Annotated in this window: 18 protein-coding genes, 2 tRNA genes and 1 riboswitch; of the genes, 17 read left to right on the plus strand and 3 right to left on the minus strand. The window is 42.8% G+C overall.

Annotated features, from left to right (window positions below; translation table 11 throughout):
* From DXA60_RS16045 to DXA60_RS16055, 3 genes are all read left to right on the plus strand, one after another.
* Nucleotides 1-861, plus strand: a complete 861-nt coding sequence (locus tag DXA60_RS16045; RefSeq protein WP_117922329.1) for an Mrp/NBP35 family ATP-binding protein — start codon at nt 1-3, stop codon at nt 859-861.
* Between the two features lie 252 nt (nt 862-1,113).
* On the plus strand, nt 1,114-1,575 hold the full coding sequence (locus DXA60_RS16050) for a LytTR family DNA-binding domain-containing protein (RefSeq protein WP_117922330.1): 462 nt from the start codon (nt 1,114-1,116) through the stop codon (nt 1,573-1,575).
* On the plus strand, nt 1,572-2,291 hold the full coding sequence (locus DXA60_RS16055) for a LiaF transmembrane domain-containing protein (RefSeq protein ID WP_117922331.1): 720 nt from the start codon (nt 1,572-1,574) through the stop codon (nt 2,289-2,291). Before DXA60_RS16050 ends, DXA60_RS16055 begins: the two co-directional genes overlap by 4 nt.
* Nucleotides 2,292-2,387: 96 nt before the next feature.
* On the opposite strand, the gene DXA60_RS16060 is transcribed toward DXA60_RS16055, so the two are convergent.
* Entirely contained in the window at nt 2,388-3,803 is a 1,416-nt protein-coding gene (locus DXA60_RS16060; protein ID WP_117922332.1) for a uracil-xanthine permease family protein, read from the minus strand.
* A 124-nt stretch (nt 3,804-3,927) separates the two neighbouring features.
* Nucleotides 3,928-4,689 carry a DUF975 family protein gene (locus DXA60_RS16065; protein WP_117922333.1) on the minus strand — a complete coding sequence of 254 codons (762 nt, stop codon included), beginning with the start codon at nt 4,687-4,689 and terminating at the stop codon, nt 3,928-3,930.
* Between the two features lie 111 nt (nt 4,690-4,800).
* Here DXA60_RS16065 and DXA60_RS16070 point away from each other — a divergent pair, with 111 nt between their 5' ends.
* Complete coding sequence (locus tag DXA60_RS16070; protein ID WP_117922345.1) at nt 4,801-5,241, plus strand: DUF2752 domain-containing protein; 441 nt, start codon at nt 4,801-4,803, stop codon at nt 5,239-5,241.
* A gap of 35 nt (nt 5,242-5,276) precedes the next feature.
* Here DXA60_RS16070 and DXA60_RS16075 read toward each other — a convergent pair whose 3' ends face one another.
* Complete coding sequence (locus DXA60_RS16075; protein WP_243006926.1) at nt 5,277-5,630, minus strand: hypothetical protein; 354 nt, start codon at nt 5,628-5,630, stop codon at nt 5,277-5,279.
* Nucleotides 5,631-5,780: 150 nt separating this feature from the next.
* Here DXA60_RS16075 and DXA60_RS16080 point away from each other — a divergent pair, with 150 nt between their 5' ends.
* From DXA60_RS16080 to DXA60_RS16140, 13 genes are all read left to right on the plus strand, one after another.
* On the plus strand, nt 5,781-7,928 hold the full coding sequence (locus DXA60_RS16080; RefSeq protein WP_186900546.1) for a Tex family protein: 2,148 nt from the start codon (nt 5,781-5,783) through the stop codon (nt 7,926-7,928).
* A 45-nt stretch (nt 7,929-7,973) separates the two neighbouring features.
* A riboswitch (FMN riboswitch) is annotated at nt 7,974-8,148 on the plus strand.
* 137 nt (nt 8,149-8,285) lie between these two features.
* Nucleotides 8,286-8,900 carry an ECF transporter S component gene (locus DXA60_RS16085; RefSeq protein ID WP_117922336.1) on the plus strand — a complete coding sequence of 205 codons (615 nt, stop codon included), beginning with the start codon at nt 8,286-8,288 and terminating at the stop codon, nt 8,898-8,900.
* Nucleotides 8,901-9,043: 143 nt separating this feature from the next.
* Nucleotides 9,044-9,541 carry a YcxB family protein gene (locus DXA60_RS16090; protein WP_117922337.1) on the plus strand — a complete coding sequence of 166 codons (498 nt, stop codon included), beginning with the start codon at nt 9,044-9,046 and terminating at the stop codon, nt 9,539-9,541.
* A 15-nt stretch (nt 9,542-9,556) separates the two neighbouring features.
* Nucleotides 9,557-10,000 (plus strand): tRNA (adenosine(37)-N6)-threonylcarbamoyltransferase complex ATPase subunit type 1 TsaE, encoded by a 444-nt coding sequence (gene tsaE, locus DXA60_RS16095; protein WP_117922338.1) that lies wholly within the window; start codon nt 9,557-9,559, stop codon nt 9,998-10,000.
* Between the two features lie 32 nt (nt 10,001-10,032).
* A complete protein-coding gene (tsaB, locus tag DXA60_RS16100; RefSeq protein ID WP_186900533.1) occupies nt 10,033-10,737 on the plus strand; it encodes a tRNA (adenosine(37)-N6)-threonylcarbamoyltransferase complex dimerization subunit type 1 TsaB in 705 nt (234 codons plus the stop codon).
* The gene (gene rimI, locus DXA60_RS16105) at nt 10,734-11,171 is read left to right on the plus strand and encodes a ribosomal protein S18-alanine N-acetyltransferase (protein ID WP_117922340.1); all 438 of its coding nucleotides are present in this window, start codon (nt 10,734-10,736) and stop codon (nt 11,169-11,171) included. Before tsaB ends, rimI begins: the two co-directional genes overlap by 4 nt.
* 150 nt (nt 11,172-11,321) lie before the next feature.
* Nucleotides 11,322-11,552 carry a hypothetical protein gene (locus tag DXA60_RS16110; protein WP_117922346.1) on the plus strand — a complete coding sequence of 77 codons (231 nt, stop codon included), beginning with the start codon at nt 11,322-11,324 and terminating at the stop codon, nt 11,550-11,552.
* An 86-nt stretch (nt 11,553-11,638) separates the two neighbouring features.
* Nucleotides 11,639-12,553, plus strand: coding sequence for a ribonuclease Z (locus tag DXA60_RS16115; RefSeq protein ID WP_117922341.1), 915 nt, complete (start codon nt 11,639-11,641; stop codon nt 12,551-12,553).
* 13 nt (nt 12,554-12,566) lie between these two features.
* A complete protein-coding gene (locus DXA60_RS16120) occupies nt 12,567-13,145 on the plus strand; it encodes a DUF6715 family protein (RefSeq protein WP_243006927.1) in 579 nt (192 codons plus the stop codon).
* Nucleotides 13,138-14,163 carry a tRNA (adenosine(37)-N6)-threonylcarbamoyltransferase complex transferase subunit TsaD gene (tsaD, locus tag DXA60_RS16125; protein ID WP_117922343.1) on the plus strand — a complete coding sequence of 342 codons (1,026 nt, stop codon included), beginning with the start codon at nt 13,138-13,140 and terminating at the stop codon, nt 14,161-14,163. Before DXA60_RS16120 ends, tsaD begins: the two co-directional genes overlap by 8 nt.
* Entirely contained in the window at nt 14,163-14,894 is a 732-nt protein-coding gene (ispD, locus tag DXA60_RS16130) for a 2-C-methyl-D-erythritol 4-phosphate cytidylyltransferase (protein WP_117922344.1), read from the plus strand. The genes tsaD and ispD overlap by 1 nt, the downstream gene beginning before the upstream one ends.
* A 64-nt stretch (nt 14,895-14,958) precedes the next feature.
* Nucleotides 14,959-15,044: transfer RNA gene (locus DXA60_RS16135), tRNA-Ser, on the plus strand.
* A gap of 43 nt (nt 15,045-15,087) precedes the next feature.
* A tRNA-Ser gene (locus DXA60_RS16140) sits at nt 15,088-15,177 on the plus strand.
* Nucleotides 15,178-15,319: the final 142 nt, after the last annotated feature.

Raw genomic sequence — 15,319 nt, forward strand, 5'->3', positions numbered from 1 at the left:
ATGGCAGAAAATAGTAGTTGCAGCAGCGCATCAAGCTGTAGCAGGGAGAGCTGTGAAGGCTGTCCGAGCAAAGCAAAAGGTGGAAACGGAATCGCAAAAGAACCGATGAATCCATCATCCAATGTAAAAAAAGTAATCGGAGTTGTCAGCGGAAAAGGTGGAGTCGGCAAATCGTTTGTGACGGCATCACTTGCATGTGCAATGAAACAGGCCGGCTATAAAGTTGGCATCATGGATGCGGATATCACAGGACCATCCATTCCGAAAATGCTCGGTGTACATGGTCAGGTTGTAGGTACAGAGGAGGGAATGATCCCGCTTGAAGCAGAAAACGGTATCAAAGTAATGTCCGTCAATCTGCTTTTGGATAATGAGGAAGACCCGGTCATCTGGAGAGGACCTGTGATCGCAGGTGTGGTAAAACAGTTCTGGAATGAGACTGTCTGGGGAGATATTGATTACTTATTTGTTGATATGCCGCCAGGAACTGGTGATGTGCCGCTTACGGTATTCCAGTCACTTCCGGTCGATGGTATTGTGATCGTTACCTCACCGCAGGAACTGGTGCAGATGATTGTCAAAAAGGCATACAATATGGCAGAAATGATGCATGTTCCGGTACTGGGACTGATCGAGAATTTCAGTTATTTAAAATGCCCGGACTGTGGCAGGGAGATCAAATTATTCGGTGAGAGCCATATTGAGGATGTTGCAGCAGAGCTGACACTTCCGGTATTTGGAAAGATTCCGTTAGATCCTGCATTTGCAGAAAAGGCAGACGAAGGAAAATTCTATGAGACAGAAAATCCTTACCTGCAGACAGCAGTCAGAGCACTTTCTGCAATGAACCGTATCATGTAAAATAATTACCACTTACCATAGAAAAACGAACCACTTGGTGTAAAAACATTTACATCAGGTGGTTCGTTTTTTATAATGATCTTGTCAGTAAGAAAGAAAACCGGTTTGCTTTAAGTACAAAAATGGGTTGCAGATGAAAAGCAGTACAGTACTGGAGAATGATATGAAAAATTAAAGATTTTTCATACGCAAGATTTGTGCTTCGCACAAACTTGTGATGCGCTTAAAAGCAGCGCAAGAATGGAGATTAGTATGAAAATCAAAATCGAAATGGATGAGCAGGTGGCAGAGGAAGAAGTCATCATCCGCTGCCGTGGTATGACAGAACAGATCGCAGCCATACAAAAAGCAGTCAGTGAAGCGGCTGGTGCAGTTCAGAAGATGGTTCTATACAAAGGAAATACCGAGTATTATCTGCCGATGAACGACATATTGTTTTTTGAGACGGCAGACAGTGGAGTGGTGGCACATACGGGGAATAATCTGTATGAGGCAAGATACAAACTGTATGAACTTGAGGAAATTCTTCCTGGATTTTTTATGAGAGTGTCAAAGTCGACAATCTTAAATACCACCCATATTTTTTCCATCAACCGGAATCTGACGGCGTCGAGCGTTGTGGCATTTGAGAATACACACAAAAAAGTATATGTTTCAAGGTATTATTACAAACCATTGATCAGAAAATTAGAAGAAAGAAGGTTATGTCAATGAAAAAGAAAAATATTGCATGGGGACTGTTTTTTGTATTTCTTGCAGCGGTATATTTAGTGACCAGCAGTACCGGGATTGAAATCGGTGTTGGTTTACCCGGTATTTTTATGACGATCATGTTTGTCTGGCTGTTCGTGGATGGAATAAGAGAAGTAAACTTTTATTCCATGACGTTTGCAATTGCATTTATCTGTATTATTTACAGAAAACCTCTTGGTCTGGAAAGACTGAATCTGACAAACTGGACGATACTTGGTGCAGCATTGCTTTTAAGCATTGGACTTTCGATGATTTTTAAAGATGTCCGGAGAAAGAAAAATTCCTGGGAAAAAACGATAAACTGGGATGAAAAAACAGGTGCATCAGACAGTGAACAGTGCAGCGGAGAGCATATCCGCTGTGAAAATAATTTTGGTTCTGCGATCCGTTATATCAATTCGGATCATTTCCGTGATGCGCGGCTTGAAAACAATTTCGGAAGCATGAGTGTTTATTTTGATAATGCAATGATCGCAGGGGATGCTGCATCAATTGAGGTGGAAAACAATTTTGGAGAGACCAATCTTTATATTCCAAAAGAATGGAAAGTACAGAATGAACTGAGACATTCTTTCGGAGCAGTGGAAGCGATAGGACACAGTGAAGGAAGCAGTGTTGCAGCACTGTATCTGCGCGGAGCGGCGAATTTTGGCGTGATTAAGATTCATTATATTTAGCAGATAAAAAATGTAACAGGTGAAAATCATAAGAAAGAAAAATGCGGTATCCGTGTGTTTGCAGATACCGCATTTTTATTTATTACAACAGATTATTTACTCCTCGTCATCTGCATAGCTTGTATCTTCATGCAGATTCGGGATCATATCAAGACCGCGGTTTGCATCGATCTTTGGATCTTTGCCAAAATGATAATCATTACCTGGCAGGATCGCATTTAAAAGAATACCTGCGATCGCAGCGATCGCTAAGGATGTGAGTGTGATGGAAGTTCCGGCAACGGTAAAAGTAAGACCGTCCGAAAAACCAAGACCACATACAAAGATGACACCTGCGATGATAAGGTTTCTTGATTTTGTAAAATCAACGTGGTTTTCTACTACATTCCGGACACCGATCGCTGAGATCATGCCGTAGAGCATAAAGCTGACACCACCGATGATCGCAGATGGCATGGAACCGATCACCTCAGCCATTTTTGGAATGAAACTTAATATGATCGCATAGCATGCTGCGAGACGGATGACTTTCGGATCGTGAACCCGGCTCAATTCAAGAACACCGGTATTTTCACCGTAGGTCGTGTTGGCAGGACCACCAAAGAATGCCGAGAGTGCAGTTGCAAGACCATCTCCGATCAATGTGCGGTGCAGCCCCGGATCTTCGATAAAATTCTGATCTACAGTTGCAGAGATTGCGGAGATATCTCCGATGTGTTCCATCATGGTTGCAAGAGCAATCGGAGCCATCACAAGGATGGCAGAGATATTGAATCTGCAGATGGAAAATGCAGGAACACCAACCCAGGAAGCTGCCGCAATATTTGTAAAATCGAGAATTGCAGAGCCATCCGCATTTGTCATGCCAAGTGCGTTAAAGATGAGAGCGGCACAGTAGGAAATGATAACACCCATCAGGATCGGGATGATCTTAAACATTCCTTTTCCCCAGATATTAAAAATGATAATGACTGCAAGTGCGATCAGTGCTAAAAGCCAGTTTTTGGATGCGTTATTTACAGCAGAGCCGGCAAGGCTTAAACCGATGCAGATAATGATCGGACCGGTAACGACCGGTGGCAGGAAACGCATGACTTTTTTGACGCCGGCAAGTTTGATGATCAGTGCAAGGATCAGATATAAAAGTCCGGCAACGACAACTCCGCCGCAGGCATAGGACAGTTTGTCAGCATTTGACATATCGGCAAACACACCGGAATCCATGGAAGCGATCGTTGCATATCCACCTAAAAATGCAAAAGAAGAACCAAGAAAAGCCGGAACTTTAAATTTGGTGCAGAAGTGGAAAAATAAGGTGCCGATACCGGCGCAGATCAAAGTGACCTGTACATGCAGTACATCTTCCCCGAAGTAACTGTTGACTAAGATCGGGACAAGGATGGTTGCACCGAACATGGCGAACATGTGCTGCAGACCGAGCAGCAGCATCTTTGGCATGCCAAGAACTGAGGCATCGCGAATGGGTTCATTGTTCTGATTAGATTGATTCATAAAATCCTCCTTTGTTTTGCGGAGCAAAATGCGACTGCCTATGCAGGAGCAGAGGATTTTCCTCCTTTGTTTTGCGGTTTTATCCCATAAGAAACGCACCTTCGATGGAAAGTGCGTTGTGGAATCAAAATTGGGTTGTATCAGTATTTGTATAACTGCGGACTGGAATCCGGTTCAATTCTCCGGTACAGTCCAGATAAAAAATAACGAGTGTTTCTGTCTGGTAAGGAACAACCCAGAGGGATGCGATGCCAAACGAGCAGAGAATTAATAACCCATATCCGATAAAACTGAGCATAATATAAAGCAGGCGCATACGGTTTCCGTGCATGAGCAGTCTGCATTCTTTGAATACCTCACGGCATTTTAACTCAGGATGATCGAGCGTAATATATCCGATAAAATGATAGGTAAGCATAAAATAGCAGCTTAAGATCAGGGAAAGAATACCGGTTACTATTGTGATCACAATAGAAGTAAGTGAAAAATCTACGATTACCGCATAAGTAAAACTGCCGATCACAGGAAGCATGGAGACAAAGATCATCAGCAAAAATATAAATCCTGCGATAAAAAAGCGGTCGGTATTTCTTTTGAATGGATCAAAAATATCACGAAGTCTGAAATCATTTCCGCGTGTCATGGACAGATGGACTTTTGCTACACCACATCCTAATACAAAACTGACAACGGATATGAGAAGTTCTGCAATCAGTGAGATCACAAGCTGCATATTTGTCGGATTATCGCCCATGGAAAAGGAAAAAGGAGATTCGATCACAGTTGCGATCAGTGTTGTGGCAACAAAAGCTGCCATAGGAATACGGTATCTGTCATTTAAAATATCACGTGCAATACGTTTGAGTTCTTTTGATGTGCGTTTCATTCAGTGAATAACTCCTTTTAGATCATACAGCAGTTCTGCTGCGATTAGAATAAATTATAGCATAGGTGGCAGGGGGTTGTATAGATACGGATTTCTGATATAATGTGGAGAATGGAAAAAAGAAACACTTATGAACAGAAAAAAATAGATGACATTTTATATATTCTTGGTCTGAGCAGCGCAGCCATCTGCTGCATGTATCTGCTCATTTCTCAAATAACTGGCTTTCGTATTGAAAACTATCTCTACCCATGCCTGTTCCACGCCGTAACCGGCTATTACTGTCCGGGCTGCGGAGGAACCAGAGCGGTACGTGCCCTCTTTCAGGGACATTTTCTGATATCATTTTTTGAGCATCCGTTTGTGTTATACGCAGCGGTATTATGTGGATGGTTTCTGATCAGCCAGACAATTGAGCGGCTCTCACAGCATAAACTATCAGTTGCAATGCACTATAAAGACCGGTATCTCTGGATCGGACTTGCGATTCTTATTGTTAACTGTGCGATAAAAAATTTGGTTCGGTTTTTCTGGGGTATAAATCTTTTATAAAATTTAAAGCCGCTATTTATTTAAAATATCAGAACTCAATTCTGCGGAAACAGCATATTATAATCAATTCCTAAAGACTTGCAGCTCTCCCGCATCATATTTTCTATGCCGCCATAATAAACGTTGGCGAATACGACGGAATAGATTAACAGCAGAATAATGATACCAAGTGCTACGCTGCTTAAAGCAAGTCCAAGTTTGGCACGGCTGCTAAAGGTTGTCTCACCGCCGCGTGAGAGCAGTGCAAATACAATGCCGAGTGCCCCGCAGATCAGTGCAGGATAAACCAGACAAAATGTTGATAGTGCAATGATGCCCATGATAAAGGAAAGATTTTCCATATGTTTTGAACGCCGGTCTGGCATTGGTCTGTAAAATTGATGATCCATAAAAATCTCCATTCTTGCAAATACTAACAATAGTGTATCATGCAATGTGGAAAAAAACAACGCCACCTTGAATCCATGTGGATATTTCGCTATAATAGATATACTGTGCCGGAGAAAAAATGGAGACCGGTGAAAGAAAAAGGAGCAGCTATGGATATTATTGCAAAGATTTCCGAAGAACTCGGAATCCGTAAAAATCAGACTGAAGCAGCTGTAAAGCTGATCGACGAGGGAAATACAATTCCATTTATCGCCCGTTACCGTAAGGAGGCAACCGGAGCACTCAATGATGAGGTACTTCGTAACTTATATGAGAGACTGACTTATTTAAGAAATCTCGAAGAACGTAAAGAGACGGTTCTTGCAAGCATCGAGGAACAGGGAAAACTGACCGATGAGTTAAAAGCACAGATATTAGCGGCAGAGACGATGGTCGTGGTGGAAGATCTGTATCGTCCTTATAAACCAAAACGCCGCACCAGGGCAACGATCGCGAAAGAAAAAGGGTTAGAGCCGCTTGCCAGTATCATTACCCTGCAGATGTTAAATACATCTTTAGAGGAAGAAGCAGAAAAATTTGTTGATCCGGAAAAAGAAGTGATGAGTGCCTCAGATGCGATCGCAGGAGCAAAAGATATCATTGCAGAAAGTATTTCAGACGAGGCAGATTACCGAAGCCGTATTCGTGATCTGACTGTCAAAAAAGGACGTTTGGTTTCTGCTGCGAAAGATCCTGAGGCAGAGTCTGTTTACGAGATGTACTATGAATTTGATGAGCCGGTAGCAAAACTTGCAGGGCACCGTATTTTAGCATTAAATCGTGGAGAAAATGAAAAATTTTTAACGGTAAAAATTGAGGCACCGGTCGAGGATATTTTGCGATACCTTGAAAAAAAGGTGATCGTGCGTGACAATCCACAGACAACTCCGGTATTAAAAGAAGTGATAGAAGATGCCTATGACCGTCTGATCGCGCCAGCCATTGAGCGTGAGATCCGCAGTGACCTGACCGAAAAGGCAGAGGACGGGGCAATCAAAGTATTTGGCAAGAACTTAGAGCAGCTTTTGATGCAGCCTCCAATTGCAGGACAGGTTGTGCTTGGCTGGGATCCGGCATTCCGTACCGGCTGTAAACTTGCCGTGGTGGATCAGACCGGAAAAGTGCTTGATACCACAGTCATTTATCCGACCGCACCACAGAATAAGGTAGAAGAAGCAAAAGCAGTTTTAAAGAAGCTGATCTCAAAATATCATATTACGCTGATCTCGCTTGGAAACGGTACAGCATCCCGCGAGTCCGAGCAGGTCATTGTAGAGTTATTAAAAGAGATACCGGTGAAAGTGCAGTACATCATCGTCAACGAGGCAGGGGCATCTGTCTATTCTGCAAGTAAGCTTGCAACGGAGGAGTTTCCGCAGTTTGATGTTGGACAGCGAAGCGCAGCATCCATGGCACGCCGTCTGCAGGATCCTTTGGCGGAGCTTGTAAAAATCGATCCGAAATCCATCGGTGTAGGTCAGTATCAGCATGACATGAACCAGAAAAAGCTAAGTGAAGCACTCGGTGGAGTTGTAGAGGATTGCGTAAACAGAGTCGGTGTTGATTTAAACACTGCGTCGGCATCATTGCTTGAATATATTTCCGGCATCAGCAAGGCAGTTGCAAAAAATATTGTTGCATACCGTGAAGAAAATGGCCGTTTTGAGGCGAGAAACCAGCTTTTGAAAGTTGCAAAATTAGGACCAAAAGCATATGAGCAGTGTGCAGGTTTCCTGCGCATCAACGATGGAAAAAATCCGCTGGATGCAACAGGTGTGCACCCGGAAAGTTATGCAGCAGCAAAGACACTGTTAGAGCGTCTCGGATATACGACAGATGATGTGAAAGAACGCAGATTAGACGGCATTTCAGGGAAAATATCCGATTATAAAAAACTGGCGGAAGAGCTTGGGGTAGGCGAGATCACACTGCAGGATATCGTAAAAGAACTTGAAAAACCGGCGCGTGATCCAAGAGAGGATATGCCAAAACCGATCCTGCGCAGTGATGTGCTTGACATGAAAGATTTAAAACCTGGAATGATTCTGAAAGGAACAGTCCGGAATGTCATTGATTTTGGTGCATTTGTGGATATCGGAGTACATCAGGATGGTCTGGTACATATTTCACAGATGTGTGACCGCTTTATCAAACATCCGCTTGAGGTGGTAAGTGTCGGTGATATTGTTGAGGTCAAAGTACTGGATGTTGATCTGAAAAAACAGCGTATTGCACTGACCATGAAAATTAATGGTTGACAGATACGCAAAAGATGCATACAATAGAACACGAAAAAAATAATATTAATTCTTCGGGGCAGGGTGATGCAGTAAGATTTGCAGATTCCCGACCGACGGTGACGTAGAGAGTGCTGATCTTATAGGATCAGATTCATTTACAAAGTCCGTGACCTGCTAAGGCAGCTGATCCGGTGAGATTCCGGAACCGACAGTATAGTCTGGATGAGAGAAGATAAGCATGTGAATGATAAGACGTCAGCAAAGACGTTTCTGTTACATGAGAACCCCGGATGATTTGTACATCTGGGGTTTTATTGTGTAAACACGCTTACAATCCCTCGTATATTTTCCGAAAGAGAAAAGGAGACGAGTGAAATGGATGCAACAAACAAAACAGTAACCGTAAAAAGAGTCAATGTGAGATATCTGACAGTGACAGCAATGCTCTCAGCAGTGGCATATATCCTGATGTTTCTGGATTTTTCCGTGCCGTTTATGCCGTCATTTATCAAAATGGATCTCTCAGAACTTCCGGCACTGATCGGATCATTTGCCATGGGACCGCTCTGTGGCGTGATCATCTGTCTGGTTAAGAATGTTCTTCATCTGTTCATTACATCTACGGGTGGCGTAGGAGAACTTTCAAACTTTATTCTTGGTGTGGCATTTGTACTGCCGGCAGGGCTTCTTTACAAACACAAAAAGACAAGAACGACCGCACTCATCGGTTCCGTACTTGGAGCAGTGATCATGGGAGCTTTCAGTGTAGTTTCTAACTACTTCCTTGTATATCCGGTATATTACAACTTCATGCCGCAGGAGGCAGTACTCGGAGCATATCAGCTGATCGCTCCGTCAATGAAGAGCATTTTACAGTGCCTGATCTGCTTTAACATGCCGTTTACCTTTGTCAAAGGAATGTTTTCCGTAGTCATTACATTTGTGACTTACAAACACATTTCTCCGATTTTAAAAGGAAGACAGTCATAAGCAGTGAAGCTGATTTCGGTATTTGCCGGTATCGGTAAGACAGCAACTTTGTTTTTCAGGAGAAAAGACGCAGGAAATGCGTCTTTTCTTTTTTTTCAAAAAATGTTATACTAAGCTGATTCTAAAATGGCGGGGGATTGACGATGAGATTGGAATTTGATATAACATTGACCGCAAAGGATATGTTTCGTTTTAACATGTACCAGACCTATACCGGTGCATCCGGATGGATTTCCGTGATCGCAGCAGTGATCTGCTTTATTGCGGCAGGTACGAAATATAGTGAACGCGGGTTGTCCTATGCAGTTCTTGGCAGTTTGCTTGGAGTGCTGATCTTATTTTATATGCCGGTCACACTTTATCTTCGCTCAAAACAGCGTATTGCAGCATCTGAGGTGTTGAAGAACAGCCTGCATTACTGCGTGGATGAAGAAGGGATAACTGTAAAACAGGGGGATGCAGACGCGAAGCTTTTGTGGGATCAGATTTATAAAATGGTGTCTACGAAAAATAATGTGCTGGTCTACAGTAACCGCATAAATGCTTATGTGATACCCAGGCAGCAGTTAGGGGAGAAATATCGCAGTCTTGCAGACCTTGCAAAGGATAAGCTGCCGAAGTACAGGGTAAAGTTGAAGTAAATGGAGGACGGAATGATGAAAGAAACCGTTTATGAGACATTTTCCGCAGCAGAGACACATGCGCTTGGAAAGAAGATCGGGGAGAAGGCAGAACCGGGAGATGTGTATACACTAGTGGGAGATCTTGGCGTTGGAAAGACTGTCTTTACACAGGGAATCGCAGACGGACTTGGGATTACAGAACCGGTATCAAGTCCGACATTTACGATCGTACAGGTGTATGAAGAAGGCAGAATACCATTTTACCATTTTGATGTATACCGGATCGGTGATATCGAGGAAATGGATGAGATCGGCTACGAGGATTATTTTTACGGGGAGGGTTTGTGCATGATCGAGTGGGCAAACCTGATCGAAGAAATCCTTCCGGATAAACGATATGATGTGACGATTGAAAAGAATCTGGAAAAAGGTTTTGATTACCGGAAAATTACCATAAAAGAGCATGAGGGCTGCTAAAATAGTTTGTTCATGCGGGAATGGAGCTTACAATGAAGATTTTGGGATTAGACAGTTCAGGACTTGTGGCAAGCGTGGCTATCGTATGTGATGATAACATGCTTGGAGAGTATACTGTCAATTATAAAAAAACACATTCACAGACACTTCTGCCAATGTTAGATGAAGTGGCAAAAATGATAGAACTGGATTTGAATACGATCGATGCGATCGCGATCGCAGGTGGCCCTGGATCATTTACCGGTCTTCGGATCGGCTCGGCAACTGCAAAAGGGCTCGGACTTGCATTAGATAAGCCGATCGTCAATGTGCCGACTGTTGATGCGCTTGCCTATAATCTGGTCGGACATGCAGGACTTGTGTGCCCGCTTATGGATGCCAGAAGAAATCAGACTTACACAGGTTTGTACTCTTTTGAAGGCAATGAGATGGAAGTGTTGAAAGAACAGTGTGCAGTTGGTATAGATGAAATTATTTCGATTGTAAATGAGTTTGAACAGCCGGTCACATTTTTAGGGGACGGAGTGCCGGTATTCAAAGAATATATTGCAGAAAACTGCAATGTGCCGTATACGTTTGCTCCTGCACATGTCAATAAACAGAGAGCAGGAGCCGTTGCAGCGCTTGGCATGAAATATTTTTCTGAGGGAAAAGCCACGACCGCTGCAGAGCATAAGCCGGAATATTTAAGATTGTCCCAGGCGGAGCGGGAACGAAAAGAGGGCGGATTAGCATGATCACAGTCAGAGCCATGCAGGTAAAAGATGCAGAACAGGTAAGCGAACTGGAAAGAGCCATTTTTTCACAGCCTTGGAGCTATCAGGGATTTGTGGATTCATTAAGTCTGCCGAATACGGTTTTTCTTGTCGCAGAGGAAAATAATAAGATCCTTGGTTATATTGGAATGTATCTTTCAATTGATGAAGGAGAAATTACCAATGTAGCGGTTGCACCGGAAATGCGGTGCAGGGGAATTGGCGGCATGCTGCTTGCGGAAGCGAAAAAAGAGGCTGAGAGCCGTTCAGTTGGCAAAATTGTACTTGAAGTCCGCTGCTCGAACGACAGTGCGATCCGCCTGTATGAGCGCAATGGGTTTGTGAATCATGGTGTGAGGAAAGAGTTTTATGAACTTCCGAAAGAGGATGCCTATATTATGATATATGGCCAGTAATTGTGACCGGCAGCCAGTAATTCCCACTACATAAGGTATGATATTGCTTATATAATATAGATATCTAGTGTACTGTACATGAATGTTACAGCATGCCGGGCATTCATAGAAAATGTCTGCCTGTATCACAGAATGGGAAGGCTTAAAAAAATGAGCAGAAAAGATCAGAAAATTTACTGTAACTGTTGTGGAAAAGTAATTTGTATGTTATCTGAAAAAGACCATACTTCATTTCTTACTGTGGAGAAGGAATGGGGATATTTTTCTGATAAAAAGGATGGACGGATACACAGAATGGATATCTGTGAGTCCTGTTATGAAAAAATGGTGGGAAAATTTGTGATACCGCCGGAGGAAGAACAGGTAACGGAATTTGTATAACCTGCATTTTGCTCCGCAAAACAAGGAGTAAAATCCTCTCCTCGCCAATGGGCTCGGATTTTGCTCCGCAAAACAAGGAGGATTGTATGTTAGACGTATGTCTTTTGGGAACTGCAGGGATGATGCCATTGCCGCACCGGTGGCTGACAGCGTCATTGATGCGTTATAATGGAAGCAGTTTACTCATTGATTGTGGGGAGGGAACCCAGATCGCGATCAAAGAAAAAGGATGGACATTTAAACCGATCGATGTGATATGTTTTACGCATTATCATGCGGATCATATCAGTGGATTGCCAGGATTACTCCTTTCTATGGGAAATGCAGAGCGGACAGAGCCTCTTACTATGATAGGACCAAAGGGATTAGAACGCGTGGTCGGGGCACTAAGAACGATCGCACCGGAACTGCCGTTTGAAATACGATATATTGAAATAACAGAACAGGAAGCCGATATAGAAATAAACGGATATCATATCCATGCATTCCGTGTTAACCATAATATTATCTGTTATGGGTATACGGTGGAGATCAGACGTGCCGGAAGATTCTCTGTGGAGCGTGCAAAAGAGCATGAGATTCCGCAGAAATACTGGAACAGACTTCAAAAAGGGGAAGAGATCACCACAGAAGATGGGGCGCATTATACCCCGGACATGGTGCTTGGTGCAGCGCGAAAAGGAATCAAAGTAACGTATTGTACCGATACAAGACCGACAGAATCATTGGTTGCTTCTGCAAAAAAATCAGATCTTCTGATCTGTGAGGGAATGTATGCAGAAAAAGAAAAAATCGCGAAAGCAAAACAATACAAGCATATGACATTTTATGAAGCGGCAGAAGTGGCAAAGAAAGCAGAGGCAACAGAGATGTGGCTGACACATTTTTCACCGTCACTTGTGCATGCGGAAGATTATATGCCGCGGGTAAGAGAGATTTTTCCTAACGCATTTCTCGGAAAAGATGGAAAGAGCGTGGAGCTGATGTTTGAGGAAGATTGAGAGGGGGATTCATATGAAAAAAAATGGACAGAAAATCATTTTTGCAGTTGTCTGTGTTGTGGTTATTATCGGACTTTTCTGGTATGCTACAACGAAAAAAGGCAATTCAGCGGAAAATAGTGATAACCTTACAGAAGTACAGAAAGTGATCACTAAAAATCTTGAAAAAAATTATCCGGAAACACCAAGAGAGGTTGTGAAATTTTACAATCGTATCATCACCTGTTTTTATGATGAGGAGTACACAGATGATGAGTTATATCAACTCGGAGATCAGGCAAGGCTTCTGATGGATGACGAGCTGCTTGAAAATAATTCCAGGGATGATTACTTTAAAAGCCTGAAAGCAGATATTGAAGACTATCATGATAAGTCGAAAAAAATAGAGTCCTCATCAGTATGCGGCAGCGATGAGGTGAAATATCAGAAGATTGATGGGGATGACTGTGCTTATGTGACGGCATCTTATTTTGTGGACGAAAATAAAAGTTTTACACGTACAAATCAGACCTATGTACTTAGAAAAGACAATGATGGAAAATGGAAGATTTTAGTATTTTATCAGACCGAAGGAGATACGGAAGATGAGTGACAGGGAGATAAAAATTCTTGCAATAGAAAGTTCATGTGATGAAACTGCAGCAGCAGTTGTGGTAAACGGCAGGGATGTAAGATCCAATGTGATCTCATCACAGATTGCACTTCATACATTGTATGGTGGTGTCGTGCCGGAGATTGCTTCGCGTAAACATATTGAAAAGATTAATCAGGTCATTGAGCAGGCTCTTAGTGACGCTGATATGACATTAGATGACATTGATGCGATCGGTGTTACATATGGACCGGGACTTGTAGGAGCGTTGTTAGTCGGGGTTGCAGAGGCAAAGGCAATCAGTTATGCAAAAAATATTCCGCTGGTCGGAGTACATCATATCGAAGGGCATATCAGTGCAAATTACATCGAAAATAAAGATCTGGAACCACCATTTTTGTGTCTTGTTGTATCCGGGGGACATACACATCTTGTAAAGGTTTTGGATTACGGAAAATATGAGATATTAGGACGAACAAGGGATGATGCAGCCGGAGAGGCGTTTGATAAAGTTGCAAGAGCGATCGGACTCGGTTATCCGGGAGGACCTAAGATTGAAAAAGTGTCACATGAGGGAAATCCGCATGCGATGGAGTTCCCACGTGCAAAAATCGCAGATGGTCCATATGATTTCAGCTTCAGCGGTCTGAAATCAGCAGTGTTAAATTATCTCAATGGTTGTCAGATGAAAGGGATCCCTATCGTGCAGGCAGACGTTGCGGCCTCCTTCCAGAAAGCAGTGACAGATGTTCTGATCGGAAATGCGATGAAAGCAATTGATGAATTTAAGATGGATAAGTTTGCTATTGCGGGTGGAGTAGCCTCAAATGGAGTTCTGCGTGAAGGAATGCGGGAGGCATGTGAGAAAAAAGGAGTACAGTTTTATCATCCGTCACCGATTTTCTGCACAGATAATGCGGCAATGATCGGTGTTGCTGCTTATTATGATTTTATACATGGACAGAGGGATGGATTAGATCTTAACGCTGTTCCGAATTTAAAACTTGGAGAACGCTAATGGAAAAGTTTACAGCAATCGTTCTTGCTGGTGGAACCGGAAAAAGAATGCACAGTCATATTCATAAGCAATACCTTGAACTGGCAGGAAATCCGGTTCTTTATTATGCATTAAAAGCATTTGAAGAAAGTGATGTCACAGATATCGTTCTTGTCACAGGTGCGGATGAGGAAACATATTGCCAGCGGGAAATCATTGAAAAATATCATATCAGTAAAGTGAAAGCAATCGTGCCGGGAGGAGCCGAGCGTTATCATTCCGTGTACGCAGGACTCTGCGCGGCAGATGGAGCAGACTATGTGCTGATCCATGATGGGGCAAGACCATTGGTTACTTATGATATCATCTGCCGTTCTATGGAAGCAGTAAAGGAATACCATGCGTGTGTGGCAGGAATGCCGGTAAAAGACACGATCAAAATAGCAGATGAAGACGGCTATGCCGGTATGACGCCGGAACGCTCAAAAGTATGGCAGATACAGACACCACAGAGTTTTTCATATCCACTCATATATGAGGCATACCACAAAATGCTTGCAAATGAGGATTCAGCTATCACAGATGATGCAATGGTGGTAGAGCGGATGACAAATCAGCCGGTCAAGCTGATCGAGGGAAGCTACAGTAATATAAAAATTACGACACCGGAGGATATGCTGATTGCTGAAATGTACTTAAAACATGCTTTTGAAAATCCGCAGGATGAAAAAAATGAAAAAAAGTTAAAATAATTGTTGACAGAAGCAAAAGTTGATGGTATTATCTTTCTTGCACTGATTCGTGCGAAACAAATACGGAGAGGTATCGAAGTGGTCATAACGAGGCGGTCTTGAAAACCGTTTGTCCGAAAGGGCGCATGGGTTCGAATCCCATCCTCTCCGCTTACTGATGAACATCAGTACAAGTTAATATGTAATACTATTCGGAGAAGTACCCAAGCTGGCCGAAGGGACACCCCTGGAAAGGGTGCAGGTCGTTAATAGCGGCGCGAGGGTTCAAATCCCTCCTTCTCCGCTTGCTTGAATAATTAATTTTAAAAAAGTGTTGACAAATACTTGATGATGAGTTAATATAGACAAGCTGTTTGAAAGAAAAACTTCTTTCAAAAAGAAAAAAGTTCTTGACAAACCAGTCTTGATAAGATATAATAAACAAG

Source organism: Roseburia sp. OF03-24 (assembly GCF_003463035.1).
Taxonomy (GTDB): domain Bacteria; phylum Bacillota; class Clostridia; order Lachnospirales; family Lachnospiraceae; genus Roseburia; species Roseburia rectibacter.

What these genes read in the sequence shown, in the direction of transcription:
- DXA60_RS16060 (WP_117922332.1), bottom strand. Translation starts at nt 3,803, where the DNA reads ATGAATCAATCTAATCAGAACAATGAACCCATTCGCGATGCCTCAGTT.
- DXA60_RS16120 (WP_243006927.1), top strand. Translation starts at nt 12,567, where the DNA reads ATGAAAAAAAATGGACAGAAAATCATTTTTGCAGTTGTCTGTGTTGTG.
- DXA60_RS16070 (WP_117922345.1), top strand. Translation starts at nt 4,801, where the DNA reads ATGGAAAAAAGAAACACTTATGAACAGAAAAAAATAGATGACATTTTA.
- DXA60_RS16115 (WP_117922341.1), top strand. Translation starts at nt 11,639, where the DNA reads ATGTTAGACGTATGTCTTTTGGGAACTGCAGGGATGATGCCATTGCCG.
- DXA60_RS16075 (WP_243006926.1), bottom strand. Translation starts at nt 5,630, where the DNA reads ATGGATCATCAATTTTACAGACCAATGCCAGACCGGCGTTCAAAACAT.
- rimI (WP_117922340.1), top strand. Translation starts at nt 10,734, where the DNA reads ATGATCACAGTCAGAGCCATGCAGGTAAAAGATGCAGAACAGGTAAGC.
- DXA60_RS16065 (WP_117922333.1), bottom strand. Translation starts at nt 4,689, where the DNA reads ATGAAACGCACATCAAAAGAACTCAAACGTATTGCACGTGATATTTTA.
- ispD (WP_117922344.1), top strand. Translation starts at nt 14,163, where the DNA reads ATGGAAAAGTTTACAGCAATCGTTCTTGCTGGTGGAACCGGAAAAAGA.
- DXA60_RS16085 (WP_117922336.1), top strand. Translation starts at nt 8,286, where the DNA reads ATGGATGCAACAAACAAAACAGTAACCGTAAAAAGAGTCAATGTGAGA.
- DXA60_RS16110 (WP_117922346.1), top strand. Translation starts at nt 11,322, where the DNA reads ATGAGCAGAAAAGATCAGAAAATTTACTGTAACTGTTGTGGAAAAGTA.
- DXA60_RS16080 (WP_186900546.1), top strand. Translation starts at nt 5,781, where the DNA reads ATGGATATTATTGCAAAGATTTCCGAAGAACTCGGAATCCGTAAAAAT.
- DXA60_RS16055 (WP_117922331.1), top strand. Translation starts at nt 1,572, where the DNA reads ATGAAAAAGAAAAATATTGCATGGGGACTGTTTTTTGTATTTCTTGCA.
- tsaD (WP_117922343.1), top strand. Translation starts at nt 13,138, where the DNA reads ATGAGTGACAGGGAGATAAAAATTCTTGCAATAGAAAGTTCATGTGAT.
- DXA60_RS16050 (WP_117922330.1), top strand. Translation starts at nt 1,114, where the DNA reads ATGAAAATCAAAATCGAAATGGATGAGCAGGTGGCAGAGGAAGAAGTC.
- tsaB (WP_186900533.1), top strand. Translation starts at nt 10,033, where the DNA reads ATGAAGATTTTGGGATTAGACAGTTCAGGACTTGTGGCAAGCGTGGCT.
- DXA60_RS16045 (WP_117922329.1), top strand. Translation starts at nt 1, where the DNA reads ATGGCAGAAAATAGTAGTTGCAGCAGCGCATCAAGCTGTAGCAGGGAG.
- tsaE (WP_117922338.1), top strand. Translation starts at nt 9,557, where the DNA reads ATGAAAGAAACCGTTTATGAGACATTTTCCGCAGCAGAGACACATGCG.
- DXA60_RS16090 (WP_117922337.1), top strand. Translation starts at nt 9,044, where the DNA reads ATGAGATTGGAATTTGATATAACATTGACCGCAAAGGATATGTTTCGT.